Origin of the sequence: Flavobacterium sp. W22_SRS_FK3, assembly GCF_052113665.1 — a bacterium.
Classification (GTDB): Bacteria; Bacteroidota; Bacteroidia; order Flavobacteriales; family Flavobacteriaceae; genus Flavobacterium.
The window spans coordinates 67042-85687 of the sequence record NZ_JBGQOF010000011.1 but is presented as its reverse complement, the minus strand read 5'-3'; the positions used below and the strand labels follow the sequence as shown (position 1 = coordinate 85687).

Below are 18646 nucleotides of genomic sequence, written 5' to 3'. Positions count from 1 at the left end.
CTATTTTTAATTAACTAATTCAAACCTAGATTTTAATTTAATAGCTGCAGATGAGGTACCAATCATGATTTCAAAATCTCCCGGTTCGGCAACCCATTCTAATGTATTATTGTAAAAAGAAAGTTTTTCTTTGTCAATTGTGAATTCAATAGTTTTGGATTCTCCGGCATTTAGGTTTACTTTCTGAAAATCCTTCAATTCTAAAACTGGCCGTACAACAGAACCAAATTTATCCTGCAAATACAACTGAACGACTTCTTCTCCAGCTACTTTTCCAACATTTGATAATTGAAAAGAGACTTTAATGGATTCCATATTTTTTATTTTTACAGAAGATAATTTCAAATCACTATAATTGAATTTGGTATAGCTCAATCCATATCCAAAAGGGAATTTAGGAGAGTTTTTCAGATCAATATATGCTGAAACATAATTAGTTGCCTCGTCATTTGCGGCAGGTCTTCCGGTATTGAAATGATTGTAATAAATTGGAATTTGCCCCACTTCTCTAGGAAAAGTCATAGGCAGCTTACCAGACGGATTGTAATCACCAAACAAAACATCTGCGATAGCATTTCCGGCTTCGGTTCCTAACCACCAGGTGTATAAAATGGCAGGAGCATTATCAGCAGTCCAGTTAAAAACAAGTGGTCTCCCTGCATTTACCAAAACTACAACCGGTTTTCCCGTAGCCATAATAGCTTTAACGAGATCTTCCTGAACCCCTGGCAAATGAATATCACTCCGGCTTTTGGCTTCCCCGCTCATATTGTGTCTTTCGCCAATACTTAAAATAACAACATCAGCTTGTTTAGCTTTTGCAACAGCATCAGCGAAACCATTCTTATTATCTCCATCGACCTCACATCCTTTGGCATAAAGCAATTTAGTGTTTTTACCAACTTTATTTTGTAAACCATCCCATTGCGAAACTACCCATTTGTCATAATTTACTTCCGGTAAATCAACAGCCCAGAAACCCATATTGGCTTTGTATTCTTTTACCATTGGGCCAATAAAGGCAATGGTTTTTACCTTTTTAGAAAGAGGTAAAATTTCGTTTTCATTTTTTAGCAAAACAATACTTTTTTTAGCCACCTCAAGAGCTGCTTTTCTGTTTTCGGGGTTGTTCAGTTCTTTTTCTTCTCTTTTTCCATCTGAATAGCGGTAAGGATTATCAAATAAACCTAACTCGAATTTTTTACGAAGAATTCTTTTTACCGCATCATCAATCAGATCAATAGAAACTTTACCTTCTTTAACCAATTCGGCTAAATTATACCGATAGGCATTACTTTCCATATCCATATCACTTCCGGCTGTAATGGCAGAAAGAGCAGCGGCTTTTAAATCTTTTGAATAACCGTGTGCAACCATTTCTCCAATAGAACCCCAGTCTGATACTATAAATCCCTGAAAGTTCCATTTCCCTTTTAGAATGTCTCGTTGTAAATGTACATTTCCGGTAGCCGGAATTCCGTTAAGATCATTAAATGAATTCATAAAAGTCGCTGCTCCGGCATCTAAAGCAGCTTTAAAAGGAGGCAGATACGTTTCCCACAACATTCTTTCGCTCATGTCAACAGAGTTATAATCTCTTCCTCCAACTGCAGCACCATAAGCTGCAAAATGTTTTACACAGGCCATAACCGAATTCAAATCGCCCAATTTATTACCCTGAAAACCTTTTACTCTGGCATAAGCAATTTTAGAACCCAAATAGGTGTCTTCTCCGGCACCTTCCATCACGCGTCCCCAACGAGGATCACGACCAATGTCTACCATTGGTGCAAATGTCCAGTGAATGCCGCTTGCTGAGGCTTCTTTTGCGGCTACTCTCGCTGCCAATTCTATAGCTTCCAAATCCCAACTCGCTGCTTCTGCGAGGGGAATTGGAAATGTAGTTTTGTATCCGTGAATAACATCCTGACCAAATAACAACGGAATTTTAAGACGTGACTGCATCGCTAGCTCCTGATATTGTCTGGTATATTTTGTTCCGATAATATTTAGCATAGAACCCACTAAACCTGCTTTGATTTCTGCCTGTTTGTTTGGATTTATGGTAATAGGACCCGTTGCAGAGTTGTCACCCGTATATTGATTGAGTTGACCTATTTTCTCTTCAATAGTCATTTTTTTCAATAAAACATTGACTTTTTGATCTATAGTTTCTTGCTGTGCCGTTGCAAATAAGGACACTATCATCAGGGTCATTGTGGTTATTCTTTTCATTTTTTTAGTTTAATTAATTTCAATAAAGACCGGCAAGTGATCTGAAGGATATTTTAAATCTATTGCGTCACTTAAAACGGCATGTTTTTGAACTTTTAGTCCGCTATTTTTTGAGATGAAAATATAGTCTATCAATAAATTTACTGGTTTATCATGCTCGAAATTATTGAAAGTTCCGGCTGGTCCAAAAGGTTTTTCTGTCGAAACATCTCTTGTGTCATCCATTACTTTTTTGATTTCTGCAATTTGTGGTGTATCGGGTTCTGAATTAAGATCCCCCATTAAAAACACAGGATATTTTTTAGTGTTTACAGTCGCTATTTTAGAAAGTATCAATTGTACTCCTTTGATTCTGGCCTCTTTGCCAATATGATCCAAATGGGTATTAAAAACCCAGAATATTTTTTTTGTTTTTAGATCTTTAAACAATCCATACGTACATACGCGATGACAGGCTGCATCCCAACCCATCGATATTTTATCTGGTGTTTCAGAAAGCCAAAACGTGTTGTAATCCTGTACTTGAAAACGGTCTTTTTTATAATAAATAGTACTTGCTTCTCCTTTTCCCTCACCCTCTCTGGCCATTCCAAATCTATTGTAATTGGGTAGTTCAGCAGCAATATCAGTCACTTGGCTTGGCGTTGCTTCTTGTACGCCAAAAATATCCGGGCTGTAAAATTGTATTTGCGACGTAAAAAAATCTTTTCGGTTGGGCCATGCATTTTCTCCGTCTGAAGCTACGTTGAGACGAATGTTATAGGTCATAATTTTTAAATTTTGACCATAATTTGAAATGCTAACCAATAATAGCATCAGTAACAAAAGTAAAATGTTCTTTGTTTTCATAACATACATAATTTTAAGGACAAAGCTTTTTTATTGATAGCGCTTTGATGAAAAACTAATGTAACAAAATATTTGATGACCTACTTTAACTTACCGTGAACATTCAATTTTTAAGATATTCAGGCTGTTTTAAGGTTTTTATTTTTCAACTTTAAAATCTAAATAATTTAAATTAAAACCGCCTTTTTCGAAAATGACTCTTACTTTATTACTTCCGGCATTTAACTGAAGTCCTGATAATGTGACGGTTTTCCAATCAGTATCTGAGCCTGTTGCAGGAAGTATCACACTTTTTGATTTTTTGCCATTGTCAGTTTCAAAATAAATTTGTCCTATACCTTTTATGCTAGAATACCGAATCGCCACTTTGTAAGTTTTGGTTTTTGCTACTTCTGTTGTAAACTGTAGCCATTCTCCGTCTTCTATGAAAGAAACCTGATACCCATTTGACCCAGAATCTTTGCATGGTAAAATATCAACTCCATCATTTCGCATGGTGTTTCCTTTATTCCATTCTTCAAAATTCCCTGTTTCAACCCTGTAATTCACAAAGTCTTTATCCAGATAAGCATATCCATTTGTTCCTAAATCATATTGCGAAGCAAAAATTTTCCCAGGAATGGAGTGTTTTTTATATGCTTTTGTATCATTGGTTTGAATTTGCCTAAACATGGCATCAATTACATCCGGTTTTACTGTTACGTTTTCCATTTTGTAATTATCTGCTATTTTCATTAAAGTTTTCTTGGCAAAATCTGCAGAAGGTTTCTCACCGCCATCTTTCCAATACTTTAGTAAAATATCATATTCCGGAATCTTGGTCACTGAAGTAATGCCTGAGATATTTTCTATTTTCTTCATTGGCCAGAAAGCCCATCCGATATTATTTTTTTCGACAAGCGAAATAGCCTCTTTAAACCAAACATTGGAGTTTTCGCCACTTTCTCCCATCCAAATCGGGACATCATATTCTGTCCTGTAATCCAGCATTTTCTGGATAGAAGCGGTCGTATTATAATTCCAGTATTTATGAAAACTCAACGCCATGTTTTCATCCCATAAAGGAAAAATTCCGTTGTAATTATTTCCCCAGCAATTACCTTCAATAAAAATCAAGTGATTCGTATCTACTTCACGAATGGCTTTTGTAACGGCTATCATTAATTCTCTTAAAGGGCCATTTGAATTTTCATCACACCCATTTTTATTAGTTCCGGTAAAATTCCAGTTTGGTTCGTTAATGATATCATAAGCTCCAATCCAGGGATTATCTTTATAACGAGAAGCTAATTTTTTCCATAAGGCAATCATTTTTTTCTGATTGGCTTCACTTTGCCAAAGTGAAGGTTTGGTTGTGTCATAGTCTGAAATAGCAGCATCATTTCCTTGTCCGCCGGGAGCTGCATGTAAATCTAAAATCAAATATATTTTGTTTTCAGCACACCATTTCAGCAAATTGTCAGTCATGGTAAAGCCATCTTCAATCCAGCTGATTTCACCATTTTTTTCTGTTTCAACAGGAGGTGTGTATAAATTATAATGCATGGGTAAACGAATAGAATTAAATCCCCAGGCTGCTAATGAATCGATATCTTGTTTTGTAATTCCATTAGCTTTATAAGCTTTATAAAATGCTGTTGTGTTTTCTCTACCAATTAAATCCTGAATTTTTTGTTTTATCATATATTGTGGACTGGCGAAAGGCTGTGTCTGAAGCATATACCCTTCCTGGACCATCCACCCACCTAAACCCAGACCTCTCAAAACTACATTTTTTCCTTTGCTGTCGACAAGTTTTTGTCCTTCTCTATGCAGGAAATCCTGTCCCAAAAAGATTATTGAGAACAATAATGATAGTAAGGTTAAAATTAATTTAGTCATAATCTTTTATTTAAATGAAATTATATTGTGAAAAAAGACATTGTAAAAAAGCCACGAATTTTACAAACGGACACAAATAAAATTGTGAAAATCGATAAAATACGAAGAAAAAAAATCGATTAAATGAGGGAAAGAAGTGATTTTCAATCCTAAATTTTTTGTTCTGATTTTATTGTAAAGAAAAATCTTTTTTCAGATCTGAAATCTGAATAGTAAAAGTTCCTTTTTCAGAAATCCATTTTAAATCGTCGTTTACAAACTGTAAATCTTTTTGATTTAGGATAAATTTCACTGTTTGAGTTTCATTTGGCTCTAAATTAATTTTTTCGAATCTTTTTAAAGCTTTAAATTCCGGTGTAATAGTTGCAAAATTGTCAGATAAGTACAATAACACTGATTCTTTTCCAGTTCTTTTTCCGGAGTTTGTAACATCTACAGAAACATTTATTTCGTCTGTATTATTAATTTCCGTTTTATCAATTTTTAAATTCGAATATTTAAAAGTTGTGTATGACAATCCTGTTCCGAATTCAAACTGAGGCAAATAACTTTTTTCATATTTAGCATCATCATTTTGTTCACCTTCAGAAATACTTTCAGTATATTTTCTGTTATATTTCTCTAATGAATTTGGATATTTTGGATAATTGTAAGGTAATCTTCCACTTGGATTTACTTCACCATAGATTATATCAACCAAAGCCCGTGCTCCTTCATTTCCTGGAAGATAACATTGAATTACAGCATTCATTTTATCTTCAAAATCACTAATTAATCTGGGTCTGCCTTCGTTTAAAACTAAAATAATTGGTTTGTTTAATTTGGCTAAAGCTAAAGCTAATTTAACTTGGGAATTACTCATGTAGAGATTGCTGATATCACCAGGAGTTTCAGTGTAATTTTTCTCGCCTAAACACAAAATTATTTTAGAAGCATTTTTAGCTAAATCAACAGCTTTTTGAATTTCAGCATCATCTTCATTTTCTAAATCTGCGCCTTTCGTATAAAACACATTTTCTTTTCCTATTTTGTTTTGAAAAGCCTCCAAAATGGTCAGCTTATCGGAAGCATAAGCATCTGAGTTTTCACCTTGCCATGTATATGACCAGCCTCCGTTTAGATATTTCATACTATTTGCAGTCGCTCCGGTAACTAGAATCTTTTCGTTTTTACCCAAGGGCAAAACGGCATTATTATTTTTCAGCAAAGTAATTGATTCTGCTGCGGTCTTATAAGCTTCCTGAATATGTTCTGCTGATCCGAATTTTGGATAATCTTTTAAATCAGCAACGCTATTCTGAAATAAATTTAACTCGAATTTCATTCTTAAAATTCGGGTAACCGCATCATCAATTCTTGACATTGGAACTTCTCCTTTTTGAACCAAATCAACTAAGTCAGTATAAAAAGAAAATTCTTCTGGAACCATACTCATATCAATTCCGGCCATAACCGCTATTCTTACCGCATCGCGTTTGGTTTCGGCTACTTTATGCCTTGTGTTTAAGTAGATAATATCTTTCCAGTCAGTTACTACAACTCCGGTAAAACCTAATTCAGTTTTTAAGATATCAGTAATTAAATGTTTGCTGGCATGAACCGGGGTTCCATTGATCTCGCCCGAACTTACCATCACGCTTTTAGCTCCGGCTTTTATGGCAGCCTCATAAATTGTTAAATCGTACTGTCTTAAAATACGTTCTGGAATAATGCTTGGCGTTCTGTCTTTTCCTGTAGTTGTGCTTCCGTAACCGATATAATGTTTCATGCAGGAAGCAACACTGTATTTTGAACCAACATTATTTCCTTCAAAGCCATCTACTAAGGCAACTGCCATTTTTGAAGATAGATAGGCATCTTCTCCAAAAGATTCCCAAATTCTTGACCAGGCTGGGTTTCTTGGAAAATCTAAATCCGGCGAAAAAACCCACGGAATGGATGAAGCTCTGGTCTCGTAAGCCGAAATTTGGGCACCGTGTTTTACCAAATCAGTATTGAATGTTGCCGCCAGGCCTATTTGTTGTGGAAATAAAGTTGCACCTGCTGTATAACTCGCTCCATGAATAGCGTCGATGCCATATAATACCGGAATTTTAAGTCTTGTTTTATTCGCTTCGTTGGTAATAGCAGTGAGGGTTTCCTGCCATCTTTGCAAAGTGGGCGCACCTGGATTTGGAACATTTAAAATGGAACCAATGTGGTAATTCTGTATTCCTTGTATTAATTTTGAAGAATCAAAGTAACCCGGTTTCTTTGGGTCTTCAAAAATCGTAACCGTGATTTGTGTCATCTGGCCCACTTTTTCCTCAAGAGTCATTTTTGAAAGTAATTCGGAAACTTTGGTGTCTATTTCTGTTTTTTTATTTACCTGACTCCATGTTGTGCTGTAAATGGAAAAAGTAAATAGTAGCAAAATTGCATTTTTCATTTTGTATTTTTAGATTAATATTTTCAAATAAAGCCCTAGAAAACTAAAGTCTGAATGGCATGTTCCGGTATTCTGATTATTGTTTTTTGTGAATTGAACTTTATAGAGTAAAGAACTTCTTTATCAGATTGATTCATTACAATCGTAGCAATTTTTCCATCAGAATTTAAAAAAGAAGTACTCGTTACTATTTTATTGCTTGTGACATTGCTAATTCTTTTGGCTTCAGGTCTGATAAATTTGGAAAAATGCCCAATGTAAAAATACATCGGTGTATATATTATTTCTCCTGAGTTTGTATTGGCGTGAACCGGAGCAAAGCAAAAATTTCCTACATGGTTTGGCCCTCCGTTTTGATCTAAAAGAATATTCCAATCTGTCCACCCTACTGTTCCGTTATTGAAATCGTTCATCATGTTAATTCCATATCGTTCTGCATTGCCCCAAAATTGAAGTTTTTGGGCATTAAATCTTTCGTTGCAGCCTTCTGTGAAGAATAAATTTTTATTGGGGAATGCTTTGTGAACATTAGCGACTGACTCAAATTGTGGTGGACCGCCATTCCATGTTTCATACCAATGAAATCCTATTCCCCATGCATATTTTGAAACTTCAGGATCAGAGAAAACCAAATTGGCTCTTTTTTCAAGCATATCTCCTCGATTGTGATCCCAAATAATAATATTTCTGGAACCAAGTCCTTCTTTTTCAAGAGTTGGTCCGAGAAAATTTTTCAGAAAATCTCTTTCGGCTTCGGGAGTATAAATACACGATTCCCAGCTTTGGCTTGCCATCGGTTCATTTTGAATGGTTAACCCCCAAATAGGAATTCCCTCTTTTTCATATTCTTTTATAAATCTGGAATAATAATTTGCCCAGGGTTGAGCAAATTCAGGCAATAAAACGCCGCCGTGCAAAATATCCTTATTGTCTTTCATAAAAGCTGGGGGACTCCATGGACTAACATATAAGGTTAATTTCCCGCCGGCAGTTTCAATTGCTTTTTTGATTAAAGGGATTCGATATTTTTTATCGTGATCAATGCTGAAAGTTTTAAGTTCCTTATCGCCATCTTCTATATACGTATAAATTTCACTGCTAAAATCACAACTATGAATATTGGTTCTGGCTAATGAGTATCCAATTCCTTTGTCTTTATCATAATAAGCGGTAAGAAATTCTTGTTGCTTTATAAGAGATAATTTAGCAAAAACTTCGGCACTTGCATCCGTTATAGCACCTCCAATTCCTATAAAAGTCTGGAATTTTTTTTCTGCATCAATCGTTATATAAACCTGAGGATTTAATTGTTGTTGTGATGAAATTGAAATAAAATTATTGGTAGATGACAATCTCAAATCAGAATCTTGAGCGGTAGTATAAACTTCAATTTTATTAATTGCTGAATCTTTATTGCTTTCATCAATTTTGGATGTGGAGCAACCTGATTGCAGAATTGATATTAACAATAATAAAATTGTATTTATTGATTTCATTATATTTTTATATATATTACCAAATAATTGCTAAATAAATAACCCTCTTACTGACAAAATAAATTAGTAAACTAAGGTTTGTATGGCGTGTGCCGGTATTTTTACTACCGTTTTTTCTGTAGAGATTATTAAATTATAAGTGATTTCATTATCAGTATGATTCATTACCACAGTTGCCATTTTTCCATCTTTATTTAAAAAAGAAGTACTTGACAAATAACTTCTGCTTACGGCTGTACTAACCCGAACTGCATCCGGTCGAATGAATTTAGAAAAATGACCAATGTAATAATAGGATGGTGTATAAATTAATTCGCCAGTTGTTGTATCGGCATGAATTGGTGCGAAGCAAAAATTACCAACATGATTTGGTCCTCCAAATTGATCTAAAAGAATATTCCAATCGGTCCAGGCGATAGTTCCGTTATTAAAATCATTAATCATAGATGTTCCATATCTTTCGGCATTTGGCCAAAACTGATATTTTGAAGCATCGAATTTTTCCACACAGCCTTCTGTAAATATTAATTTTTTATCTGGATAGGCTTCATGAACTCTCGCAACATTTTCGAACATTGGTTTTGCCCCAGTCCAGGTTTCATACCAATGAAAGCCAATTCCCCAAACATATTTTGAAGCTTCCGGATCTGAGAAAATTACATTTGCTCTTTGTACCATTAAATCACGATTATGATCCCATGCAATAATTTTTACATTTCCTAAACCTTCTTTTTTTAGTGTTGGTCCAAGAAAATTTTTCACGAAATCTCTCTCATCTTCAGCGGTATACAAACAAGATTCCCAGGTTTGGGTTGCCATAGGCTCATTTTGTACAGAAGTTGCCCAAATTGGAATACCTTCTTTTTCATATGCTTTGATAAATTTGGCATACATATTTGCCCAAGGCTGATAAAATTCAGGTAATAATTTTCCGCCTTTAAGAACATTTTTATTGTTTTTCATGAAGGCGTTAGGTGACCAAGGTGTTGCATAGGTAGGTATTTTTCCTCCGGCAGTTTTTATGGCTTCTTTGATTAATGGGATACGATATTTTCTATCATGATCAATAGAAAAAGTCTTTAAATCTTTATCTCCTTCTTCGATGTAAGAATAGCTTCCACTGCTAAAATCAGAGCTTTGTATTGTTGTTCTTAGCAATGAATAGCCTATACCTTTTTGAGTATCGTAGTAAGCATTAAGGAATTCAGTTTGTTTCTCTTTAGAAAGTTTCGCAAAAATTTCGGCACTTCCATCAGTTATAGCGCCTCCAATTCCCATAAAAGTCTGAAATCTTTTAGACGGTTCTACGAAAACTGAAATTTCAGTTTCGATAGGCTGTTTAGAGGGTATAAATTTTAAATTATCTGTAGGGGTTAACCTTAATTTTGTGTTATCAGCAGTAGTATACACTGTGATCGTTTTATTATTTGTAATAAATTCTTTTGTCTGCTTTGGTTTTTTCTGTTGTGAGGAAACAGAAAAGGATAAACATAAACAAGTAATAATAAAGCTATTTTTTTTCATTGTATATGTTTTAATAATTAAGACTTAGGCATAAATATCTTTTTTGAATTTCTATAAAATGATTTAAAAATAGCCCATAGTCAAAAAAGAATATGGGCTATTCTAACAACCAAACTTAACTTAAACTTAACCTTAAACTTATTTCACATTGTTAGTGTGAATACATTCTCATTTTTTTGTGAATAACGTTTAATTCATTCACTTTTTTTATTCTCAGATAAATTGAGAAGTTGTTTTAATATTATTCTTTTAAGTATTATTACAATCGCATTGAAGTAATAAGTGTTTTTACTGTACTGATTTTTTGTGGTTCACACCTAATTACCCCAACCCGGGTTTGGTGTCATTTTACTATTATTAAGAATCTCTGCAGATGGTATTGGATATAAATTATGTTTATCAGCGAAGTTGCCGTTTTTTCTAAATCCTTGATTTTTAAGAACTGCCGCCGCATCACCCCAACGAATTAAATCCAAAAATCTAAATCCTTCAAATGCTAATTCTAACCTTCTTTCTGTTTTAATTGCGTCAAGAGTAACAGTTTTAACCGGCAAGTTTACTCTGTCTCGTACTTTTGTAAAATAGTCTTGCGCAGTTGAAACATTTCCTGCCAAAAGATTTGCTTCTGCTGCCATTAATAAAACATCAGCATATCTAATTAACCTAACATTTGTTCCATAGTTTAATTCAGCAACACCCGGACTTGGTGCTGTTTCAGATTTTAATGTACCGTATTTTAGTCTAAAATAGCCTTCCATTCCCCATACCGGATCTGATGATGTCCAGTCTTCTGTCCAGTCTCCGCCATATTTTGTTCTAAGATCTGCAACTGACAATATTGAAGCATTTTTTCTAACCATATCACCTTCTGCATCAAATGCCTGTGCCATTTTAGCTGTTGGATAGTTAAAACCCCAGCCTGGCAGAAGTCCTGAAGTTCCTGTTACAAAATAATCGCCTCTTGGGCCCATTAATTGCCAGTTTATATTGTTTTCCATAGAACGGTTTCCTCCCCATTGAAAATTTCCCCAATCATAACCTTCGATATTATATCCAACTTCAAATAAAGATTCTAAGCCATATTCAGATTCTTTTAAAAATAATTTTGAATAATCAGGAGCGAGGTCATACTCATTTGAAGTAATAACGTCCTCAAAGGCATCGGCAGCTTCAGCATACATCTTTTGGTATAAATAAGCTTTACCTTTTATAGCCTGAGCAGTCCCTTTTGACATTCTGAAACGCATTTCGGCAGCATATTCACTTTTTTTAGGCAGGTTTGGAATAGCTTCATCTAAATCTTTGTGTATTTGCGCATAGATTTGTTCCGGAGTCGATTTTTCGAGAGCAAATTCAGATGCGCTAGGAAGCTCTAGTCGTAATGGAACTCCGCCCCACATCGAAACCAATTCAAAGTAAAAAAAGGCTCTCAATGCTTTTGCTTCCGCTATCATCTGGATTTTAGTAGGCGTATCTCCTTCAGCTATATTAATAATGGCATTAGCTCTCATAATACCAAAATACATGGTTTTGAAAGAATGTTCAATTGGCTTGTTCTCAGCTGTATATGAAAAGTCATCTAACTGTTGGTATGACGGCTGGTCACCATCTGAACCACCACCAGCGTGTGTTTCATCTGCAGGAAATGATTTTACAGCATACATTGAATTCCAGTCAGTAGTGTAAGCCCATTGCAAAACATCATAACAGGCAAATACACCTTCCTGAAGTTCTTCTTCGGTTTTGAAATAATCATCAGCAGCCAAAACGCCATAAACTGGTTGATCTAAGAAATCGTCTGCACAGGAAATCAGCACAGTCGCTAAGCCTGCAATAAATGAAATTTTATAAATTAATTTTTTCATCGTTATTTATTTTATTCTTCGTTGAATTAAAAAGTTACTGATAGTCCTGTCATTAGACGGCTAGCATTTGGATACAAACCTCTATCAATACCCTGAGAGTTATTTGAAAAACTTCCTACTTCAGGATCAATTCCTTTGTATTTTGTAAATGTGAAGTAATCATCAAGCGAGATATACAATCTTAAACTAGTCATTTTCATTTGTCTAATCCATTCAGATTTAAAATTATATCCTAATTGTATTTGTTTAATTTTTACATAAGATGCATCCTGAACCATTAAATCACTTGTGTAAATGATAGGATCACTATAAGAAGCTTTTGGAAAACTATTGGTACTTCCTTCTCCAGTCCATCTGTCTGTATAAAAGAATGATGGGCGATTAGAAGCCGGGTTGTCAACTCTGGCTAAAGCCAGAAAGTTTTCTCCTCCAAATGCACCTTGAGCAAAAATTTTAAGATCAAATCCTTTGTATTCAAAGTCAATAGTTGTTGAAATTATTAAATCATGTTGTGGTGATCCGATGTATGTTTTATCCTGATCTGTAATATCCCCATCACCATTCGCATCTACAACTACCGGGTCACCTGGAGTAGGGTTCCATGTAGTAACACTTCCCAAAGTCGATTTATAAGCATCTATTTGCGCTTGATTCTGGAATATACCGTCTGTTTTATAACCTCTGAAAAACCAAACAGGTTTTCCTAATTCGAAAGAAGTTACAGTACCTAATACAGGAAGATTCGTTCCGTCAACTCTTGTAAGTAAAGGGTTTAAATACGTAACTTCATTTTTAATTGTAGTTAGGTTTAAGTTGATTCCGTAGTTGAATTCATGTCCTGATTCTCTCCATCCTGCTTCAATTTCGAATCCTTTGTTTGTTACATCACCTGCATTAGCATAAGGAGCCGCATAACCAGTTGACAAAGGTGGAGATGAAGGAGTTAATAAATCTTTTGTAACTTTCTTATAATAGTCAAAACCAAATGTTAATCTATTGTTGAAAGCTCTTACATCAAATCCTAAATCAGTTTGTTCTGTTGTCTCCCATGTAATATCTTTGTTAGGTAATGCTTTAAGTTCCCCAACTGTATGATAATTACCAAGTGCATCCGGGTATTTTAAACCATCTTTTGTAATAAAGGCTTGCCATTGACCAGCAGCAATATTAGATGTAGATCCATTTTGACCCCAGGATGCTCTTAATTTTAAATGATTTACAGTTTCAGTTCCCCAAAACGACTCATTTGATACTATCCAGCCCGCAGATACAGCTGGAAAATATCCGGCGCGTTTATCTGGTGCAAAAAGAGAAGAGTTATCATTTCTTAAAGAAGCCTGAAATAAATATTTGTTTTCGTATGAATATGTAAGACGTCCAAAATAAGAATTCATTGACGATGGAGTTATATTGCCGGATATAGTTCCCGCCACAGGAGTTTCACCAACCGGTGCCCATTGATCACCTTCTTTAATCATACCTGATGTACGTGTATTCAAATAGCGATATTCAGTATCTTGCGCAGACATACCTATCATAGCAGAGAATTCATGCTTACCGATTGTTTTGCTGTAAGTTGCGAAGTTCTCAAATAACCATGTTTTAAAAATCCCCTGGTTGTAAGTTTTAGAATTTGTAGTGTTTTCTTTAGTTGAATTCCACCAGGCTTTTTGAGTCCAGTCATCATAATTATTGAAAGCCTGCTCTATACCATAACGTGTCGTAAATACAAATCCTTCAAAAGGTTTAATATTGGCATATACATTACCAATAATTTTAGTTTCCTGACTCAGACCATGATCAATTGCAATTTGTCCAATAGGATTTGCTATTTCGCCATCAATATAGTCAGAGATACCATAATACTCACCATTTTCATTAGTTGCGATTACTTTACCTGCAGCTAATGCATCCTGAACGTGTTGTGGCAGTGGTGTTCCGTTTGGATAAAAAACAGGTGTTAATGGATCCATTAACATTGCATGATTCATGATTCCATTAAAACTGTCATCTTCAGTAAAAGCCTTACGTTTATTTACTGAAATGGATAAGTTTTCTCCAACTTCTAAGAATTTACTCACTTTATGATTAGAGTTAACTCTTACTGTTTTACGGTTAAAGTTAGTTTTGTCTCCTCCAAAAATACCATCTTGTGAAAAAATGTTACCTGAAAGTAAAAAAGTTGATACTTCATTTCCACCTGCAAGCTGGAGCGTATGGTGTTGCATTGGTGCCGCATCTTCGGCAGCTTCATCAATCCAGTCTGTTCCTTTTTTACCTGCCCAGTCAGCTACATTTGGCCTGTTTCCAGGAGGTTTTGTTTCGTCAATCCATCGAACATACTGATCAGCATTCATCATTTCCAGTTTTGTTCTTAATGACTGGAACCCGAATTGTGTGCTGTAGGAAACATTCATAGATCCTGATTTACCTTTTTTAGTGGTAATCATTACTACTCCGTTACCTCCATCAGCTCCATAGATTGCTGCAGATGCGGCATCTTTTAATATTTCTATCTTTTCAATGTCATTAGAATCAAGGAAGTCAATATTGCTTGTTCGCATTCCGTCGATCACATAGATAGGATCTGAGTTTCCATTTGATCCCGCTCCACGGATGCGAACTTTTGCCCCGGCTCCGGGAGCCCCTGATTGTGCCAAAACAGTCACACCTGCAGCTTGTCCTTGTAGTACTTGTGATGATAGGCCAACTGATAAATTTGCAATTTGTTCAGCTTTTATTGAAGAAATTGCACCAGTTACAACACTTTTCTTTTGTGTTCCATATCCTACAACCACGACTTCATTTAAACTTTGAGATTCTGGTTTTAATCTAATTTCAATTTTAGTTCTTCCATTTATTATCTCTTCTACTGTAGTATACCCTACAAAGCTTATTGATAAAGTTCCATTAGAAGGAACATTGATTTGAAATTTTCCATCAAAGTCAGAAGCAGTTGCCTTATTTGTTCCTTTAATTAAAATTGTTGCCCCAGGAACGGGCATCCCACTTTCATCATTTACTGTTCCGTTTACAGACACATCTTGTGCCATTGCACTAACTGAAAGCAACAAGGATGAAAAACAAAAAATAAGTAATTTTGTTAATTTCATTTTTCTAAAAATTTTGGTTAATTAATTAGTAATTTGATGCAATAATAAGTTTAAATTTTAACTATTGGTAATTTAATTTCATTACAAAAACACATCAAATTATAATTTACTACACTACAAAAACACATCAAAATAATTTTAATTGTTTGATTTTAAATAATTTATATAAATATTTATACTGTTATGATAATGTTAATTGTTAAAAAAAAACACTACATTTATTAAAAATCAATTTGTATAGGTTATCAGGTATATCCTGATGACATACAGTATTTTAATAAGTGTAGAAATCACCATTAAAAACAAGCGATGAGTATTACTAATAAAAATAGGGTCGAAAAATTATGAAATTCATAAAACGATATTTCCTCATGATTGCATATTTATTCAGTTTTGGGCTTTCAGGCCAGATAAAGAATATAGGAATGCCTAATGTTAAGAATTATAAAAGGACAGAATATAAAGGAGGAACTCAAAATTGGAGTATAGATCAGGATAAAAATGGCAATATATATTTTGCAAATAATAGTGGGTTAATTCAATTTGACGGTTCTACCTGGCGTAAATATTCTTTACCAAATAATACTCCCATACGTAGTTTGAAGATTGATGATTCAGGAAAAATTTTTGTTGGAGGTAATAGTGAATTTGGCTATTTTAAAGCAAATGAAAAAGGAGAATTACAATATTTTTCGCTTTTAAAACTAATTAAAAAGAAGGATATTCAAAATATAAATTTAATCTGGAGGATTCATATTTATAAAGGAGAAGTTATTTTTCAGTCTTTTACAAAAGCACTTTTTTACAAAAACGACAAAATCAGCATTCTGAATGCACCAAGAAAGTTTCAGTTTTCCTTTATAGTAAATAATAGACTTTTCTTTCAGGATAAAGTATTGGGGATTTTGGAATTTAAAAATCAAAAACTTTATCCATTAAAGGGAACAACGGTTCTCAATGATAAAGAAATTTGGGCTATGTTTCCATTACCTAATAATAAGATTCTTTTGGCAACTTTAGAAAAGGGCCTTTTTGTTTACGATTACAATAATGTGAAAGAATGGAATACTGACGCGAATGTTTTTATAAAGAGAAATACTTCCCTTGGAGGCGCAATCATAAAAAATAAATTTATTATTTTAAATTCAGTTTTAAATGGTGTTATAATCTGTGATTTAAACGGAAAAATAATTCAGCATTTAAACCGTCAAAAGGGACTTCAAAATAATACGATACTAACTTCTTTTGTTGATAATAAAAATAATATTTGGTTAGGTCTTGATAACGGAATAACCTTTATAAATGAAAATTCTCCCTTTACTTATTTTGATTATAGTTATAATATAGGAACCGTTTATGCTTCAGTATTACATCAAAATAATTTATATGTAGCAACAAATCAGGGATTGTTTTTCCACTCCTGGAATACTCCTTTTGCAGACGAACCTTTTAACAGAGTTGAAGGGACAATTGCACAAGCCTGGAATATTCAGGTTATAAATAATACCTTATTATGTTCCAGTAATAGCGGAGCATTAGTAATAGAAAATAACAAGGTCTCAAAAATATTGGACACTAAAGGATATTTTGGCTTTAAACAAATACCTAAACACCCTGAATATGTGATTGGAGAAAATTATACTGGATTCTCAATTTTTAAAATTGCATCCAACAGAGCTGCATTTATAAATCAGATTCAGGGTTTTGATGAAACTACTAATACATTTGAGGTTGAATTAGATAACGATTATTTGTGGTTAAAAAAAGATTCATACTTATACCGAATGGAGCTTTCTGATGACTTGAAAAAATTTGAGACTAAAAAAAAATACACTCAAATATCTGCAATAAATAAAGGAATTGGAAGCTTACAATCAATTAATGATAAAGTTTACTTTCAGACAAAAAATCATTTTTATAGATTTTCTAAGGATCAGGATGTTTTTTTTGAAGATAGAAAAATAAGTAATCTTTTTAATAATATCCCAGTTATAAACACATTAATCCAGGATTCAAAAGGCAATTTGTGGTATTCCTTTAACGAATCTTTGGGAGTTTTGGAAAAATCTGACAATGGTAAATATGTTAAGAAACAGGCTCCATTTTCTAATTTATCCGGAAATCTGGTTAATAATTACATATCTGTAAATACAATTAATTCGAAGAATATTTTTATAGGCTTAACAGATGGACTAACCCATTATGATGCTACAATTCCTAATACATTTATAACAAAACCCACTGTTTTTATAGAGAGTTTTTCTTTTCCTGGTGATACTATAATAACAGGGAATTTAAAAGCAAATGAAAAGCTGTTTAATTTACCTTACAGTGGTAATCATGTTAAGTTTACATTTTCTTCTCCAATATTTGAAAATCAGGAAAACGTTACGTATTCATATAAATTAAAACCTTTTGAAGATACGTGGCGCAGTTGGTCATCTGTTTCTATTAAGGAATACACCAATCTCAGAGAAGGTAATTACACGATGAAATTAAGAGCTAAAAACAGTTTTGGCATAGTTTCAGAAATCGATGAGGTTAAATTTACTATCACGCCGCCGTGGTATAGGCATTTTTTAGCCTATATTTTATATTTGCTGTTAATTTGTTTAGGAATTTATGTTATTTCGAATAGAATTAAATTAAAAATCAGGAAAAACAAATATTATGAGACCATTGAACAAAGGCGTTTATATCTTGAAAGAGAATCTAAAATCAGGCATGATCAGCATGAACTTGAAAAGGAAATAGAAAAATTAAAAAGTGATAAGCTTCAAATTAAAATTCTGGCGAAGGATAAAGAATTAGTAAATAACTCTTTGCAGGTTGTAAAAAAGAACAAAACTTTAAACACTATAATAAGTAAACTCAAAGACATAGATGCCAATATATTAGATGATTCAACCAAATCAGAGTTTAATAAACTTCATAAAAGTATTGTAAAAGAAGTTAATACAGACAAAAGCTGGAAAGATTTAGAAAAGCATATTAAAAATGTACATTTTGATTTTCTAAAAAGATTAAAAGAAAAATATCCTACAATTTCGCCAAGAGAATTAGATTTATCAACCTATTTATTAATGAATATGTCAACCAAAGAAATTGCAGAAATTATGAATATATCGAATGGAGGGGTAGAATTGGCAAGATACCGATTAAGAAAAAAACTCGGTTTAAATAAGAAAGAAAACCTGATTGGGTTTTTGATGAGTATTTAATACATACAGAAATGCCTCATGACAAAAGTAATGA

Annotated in this window: 9 protein-coding genes; 1 reads left to right on the top strand and 8 read right to left on the bottom strand. The window is 33.7% G+C overall.

Annotation, left to right across the window (positions count from 1 at the left end; all coding sequences use genetic code 11):
- Window positions 1–6: 6 nt before the first annotated feature.
- The 8 genes from ACEN2I_RS12485 to ACEN2I_RS12450 all read right to left on the bottom strand — a co-directional run bounded on the left by ACEN2I_RS12485 (window position 7) and on the right by ACEN2I_RS12450 (window position 15391).
- On the bottom strand, window positions 7–2235 hold the full coding sequence (locus tag ACEN2I_RS12485) for a glycoside hydrolase family 3 N-terminal domain-containing protein (RefSeq protein WP_441766434.1): 2229 nt from the start codon (window positions 2233–2235) through the stop codon (window positions 7–9).
- A 9-nt stretch (window positions 2236–2244) separates the two neighbouring features.
- The gene (locus ACEN2I_RS12480) at window positions 2245–3084 is read right to left on the bottom strand and encodes an endonuclease/exonuclease/phosphatase family protein (RefSeq protein ID WP_441766433.1); all 840 of its coding nucleotides are present in this window, start codon (window positions 3082–3084) and stop codon (window positions 2245–2247) included.
- Between the two features lie 138 nt (window positions 3085–3222).
- On the bottom strand, window positions 3223–4965 hold the full coding sequence (locus ACEN2I_RS12475) for a cellulase family glycosylhydrolase (RefSeq protein WP_441766432.1): 1743 nt from the start codon (window positions 4963–4965) through the stop codon (window positions 3223–3225).
- Between the two features lie 169 nt (window positions 4966–5134).
- Window positions 5135–7393: a glycoside hydrolase family 3 N-terminal domain-containing protein gene (locus ACEN2I_RS12470; protein ID WP_441766431.1), complete on the bottom strand. Its 2259-nt coding sequence runs from the start codon at window positions 7391–7393 to the stop codon at window positions 5135–5137.
- Window positions 7394–7428: 35 nt separating this feature from the next.
- Window positions 7429–8889, bottom strand: a complete 1461-nt coding sequence (locus tag ACEN2I_RS12465; protein WP_441766430.1) for a glycoside hydrolase family 30 protein — start codon at window positions 8887–8889, stop codon at window positions 7429–7431.
- 63 nt (window positions 8890–8952) lie between these two features.
- The gene (locus ACEN2I_RS12460) at window positions 8953–10413 is read right to left on the bottom strand and encodes a glycoside hydrolase family 30 protein (protein WP_441766429.1); all 1461 of its coding nucleotides are present in this window, start codon (window positions 10411–10413) and stop codon (window positions 8953–8955) included.
- A gap of 317 nt (window positions 10414–10730) precedes the next feature.
- On the bottom strand, window positions 10731–12278 hold the full coding sequence (locus ACEN2I_RS12455) for a RagB/SusD family nutrient uptake outer membrane protein (protein ID WP_441766428.1): 1548 nt from the start codon (window positions 12276–12278) through the stop codon (window positions 10731–10733).
- Between the two features lie 26 nt (window positions 12279–12304).
- A complete protein-coding gene (locus ACEN2I_RS12450) occupies window positions 12305–15391 on the bottom strand; it encodes a SusC/RagA family TonB-linked outer membrane protein (RefSeq protein ID WP_441766427.1) in 3087 nt (1028 codons plus the stop codon).
- Window positions 15392–15762: 371 nt separating this feature from the next.
- Here ACEN2I_RS12450 and ACEN2I_RS12445 point away from each other — a divergent pair, with 371 nt between their 5' ends.
- A complete protein-coding gene (locus ACEN2I_RS12445; protein WP_441766426.1) occupies window positions 15763–18612 on the top strand; it encodes a triple tyrosine motif-containing protein in 2850 nt (949 codons plus the stop codon).
- The last annotated feature ends 34 nt before the right edge of the window (window positions 18613–18646 follow it).

Bases quoted from the DNA above. Each gene is read 5' to 3' on its own strand.
- ACEN2I_RS12465 (WP_441766430.1), bottom strand. From the start codon at position 8,889: ATGAAATCAATAAATACAATTTTATTATTGTTAATATCAATTCTGCAA.
- ACEN2I_RS12470 (WP_441766431.1), bottom strand. From the start codon at position 7,393: ATGAAAAATGCAATTTTGCTACTATTTACTTTTTCCATTTACAGCACA.
- ACEN2I_RS12455 (WP_441766428.1), bottom strand. From the start codon at position 12,278: ATGAAAAAATTAATTTATAAAATTTCATTTATTGCAGGCTTAGCGACT.
- ACEN2I_RS12450 (WP_441766427.1), bottom strand. From the start codon at position 15,391: ATGAAATTAACAAAATTACTTATTTTTTGTTTTTCATCCTTGTTGCTT.
- ACEN2I_RS12445 (WP_441766426.1), top strand. From the start codon at position 15,763: ATGATTGCATATTTATTCAGTTTTGGGCTTTCAGGCCAGATAAAGAAT.
- ACEN2I_RS12475 (WP_441766432.1), bottom strand. From the start codon at position 4,965: ATGACTAAATTAATTTTAACCTTACTATCATTATTGTTCTCAATAATC.
- ACEN2I_RS12485 (WP_441766434.1), bottom strand. From the start codon at position 2,235: ATGAAAAGAATAACCACAATGACCCTGATGATAGTGTCCTTATTTGCA.
- ACEN2I_RS12460 (WP_441766429.1), bottom strand. From the start codon at position 10,413: ATGAAAAAAAATAGCTTTATTATTACTTGTTTATGTTTATCCTTTTCT.
- ACEN2I_RS12480 (WP_441766433.1), bottom strand. From the start codon at position 3,084: ATGAAAACAAAGAACATTTTACTTTTGTTACTGATGCTATTATTGGTT.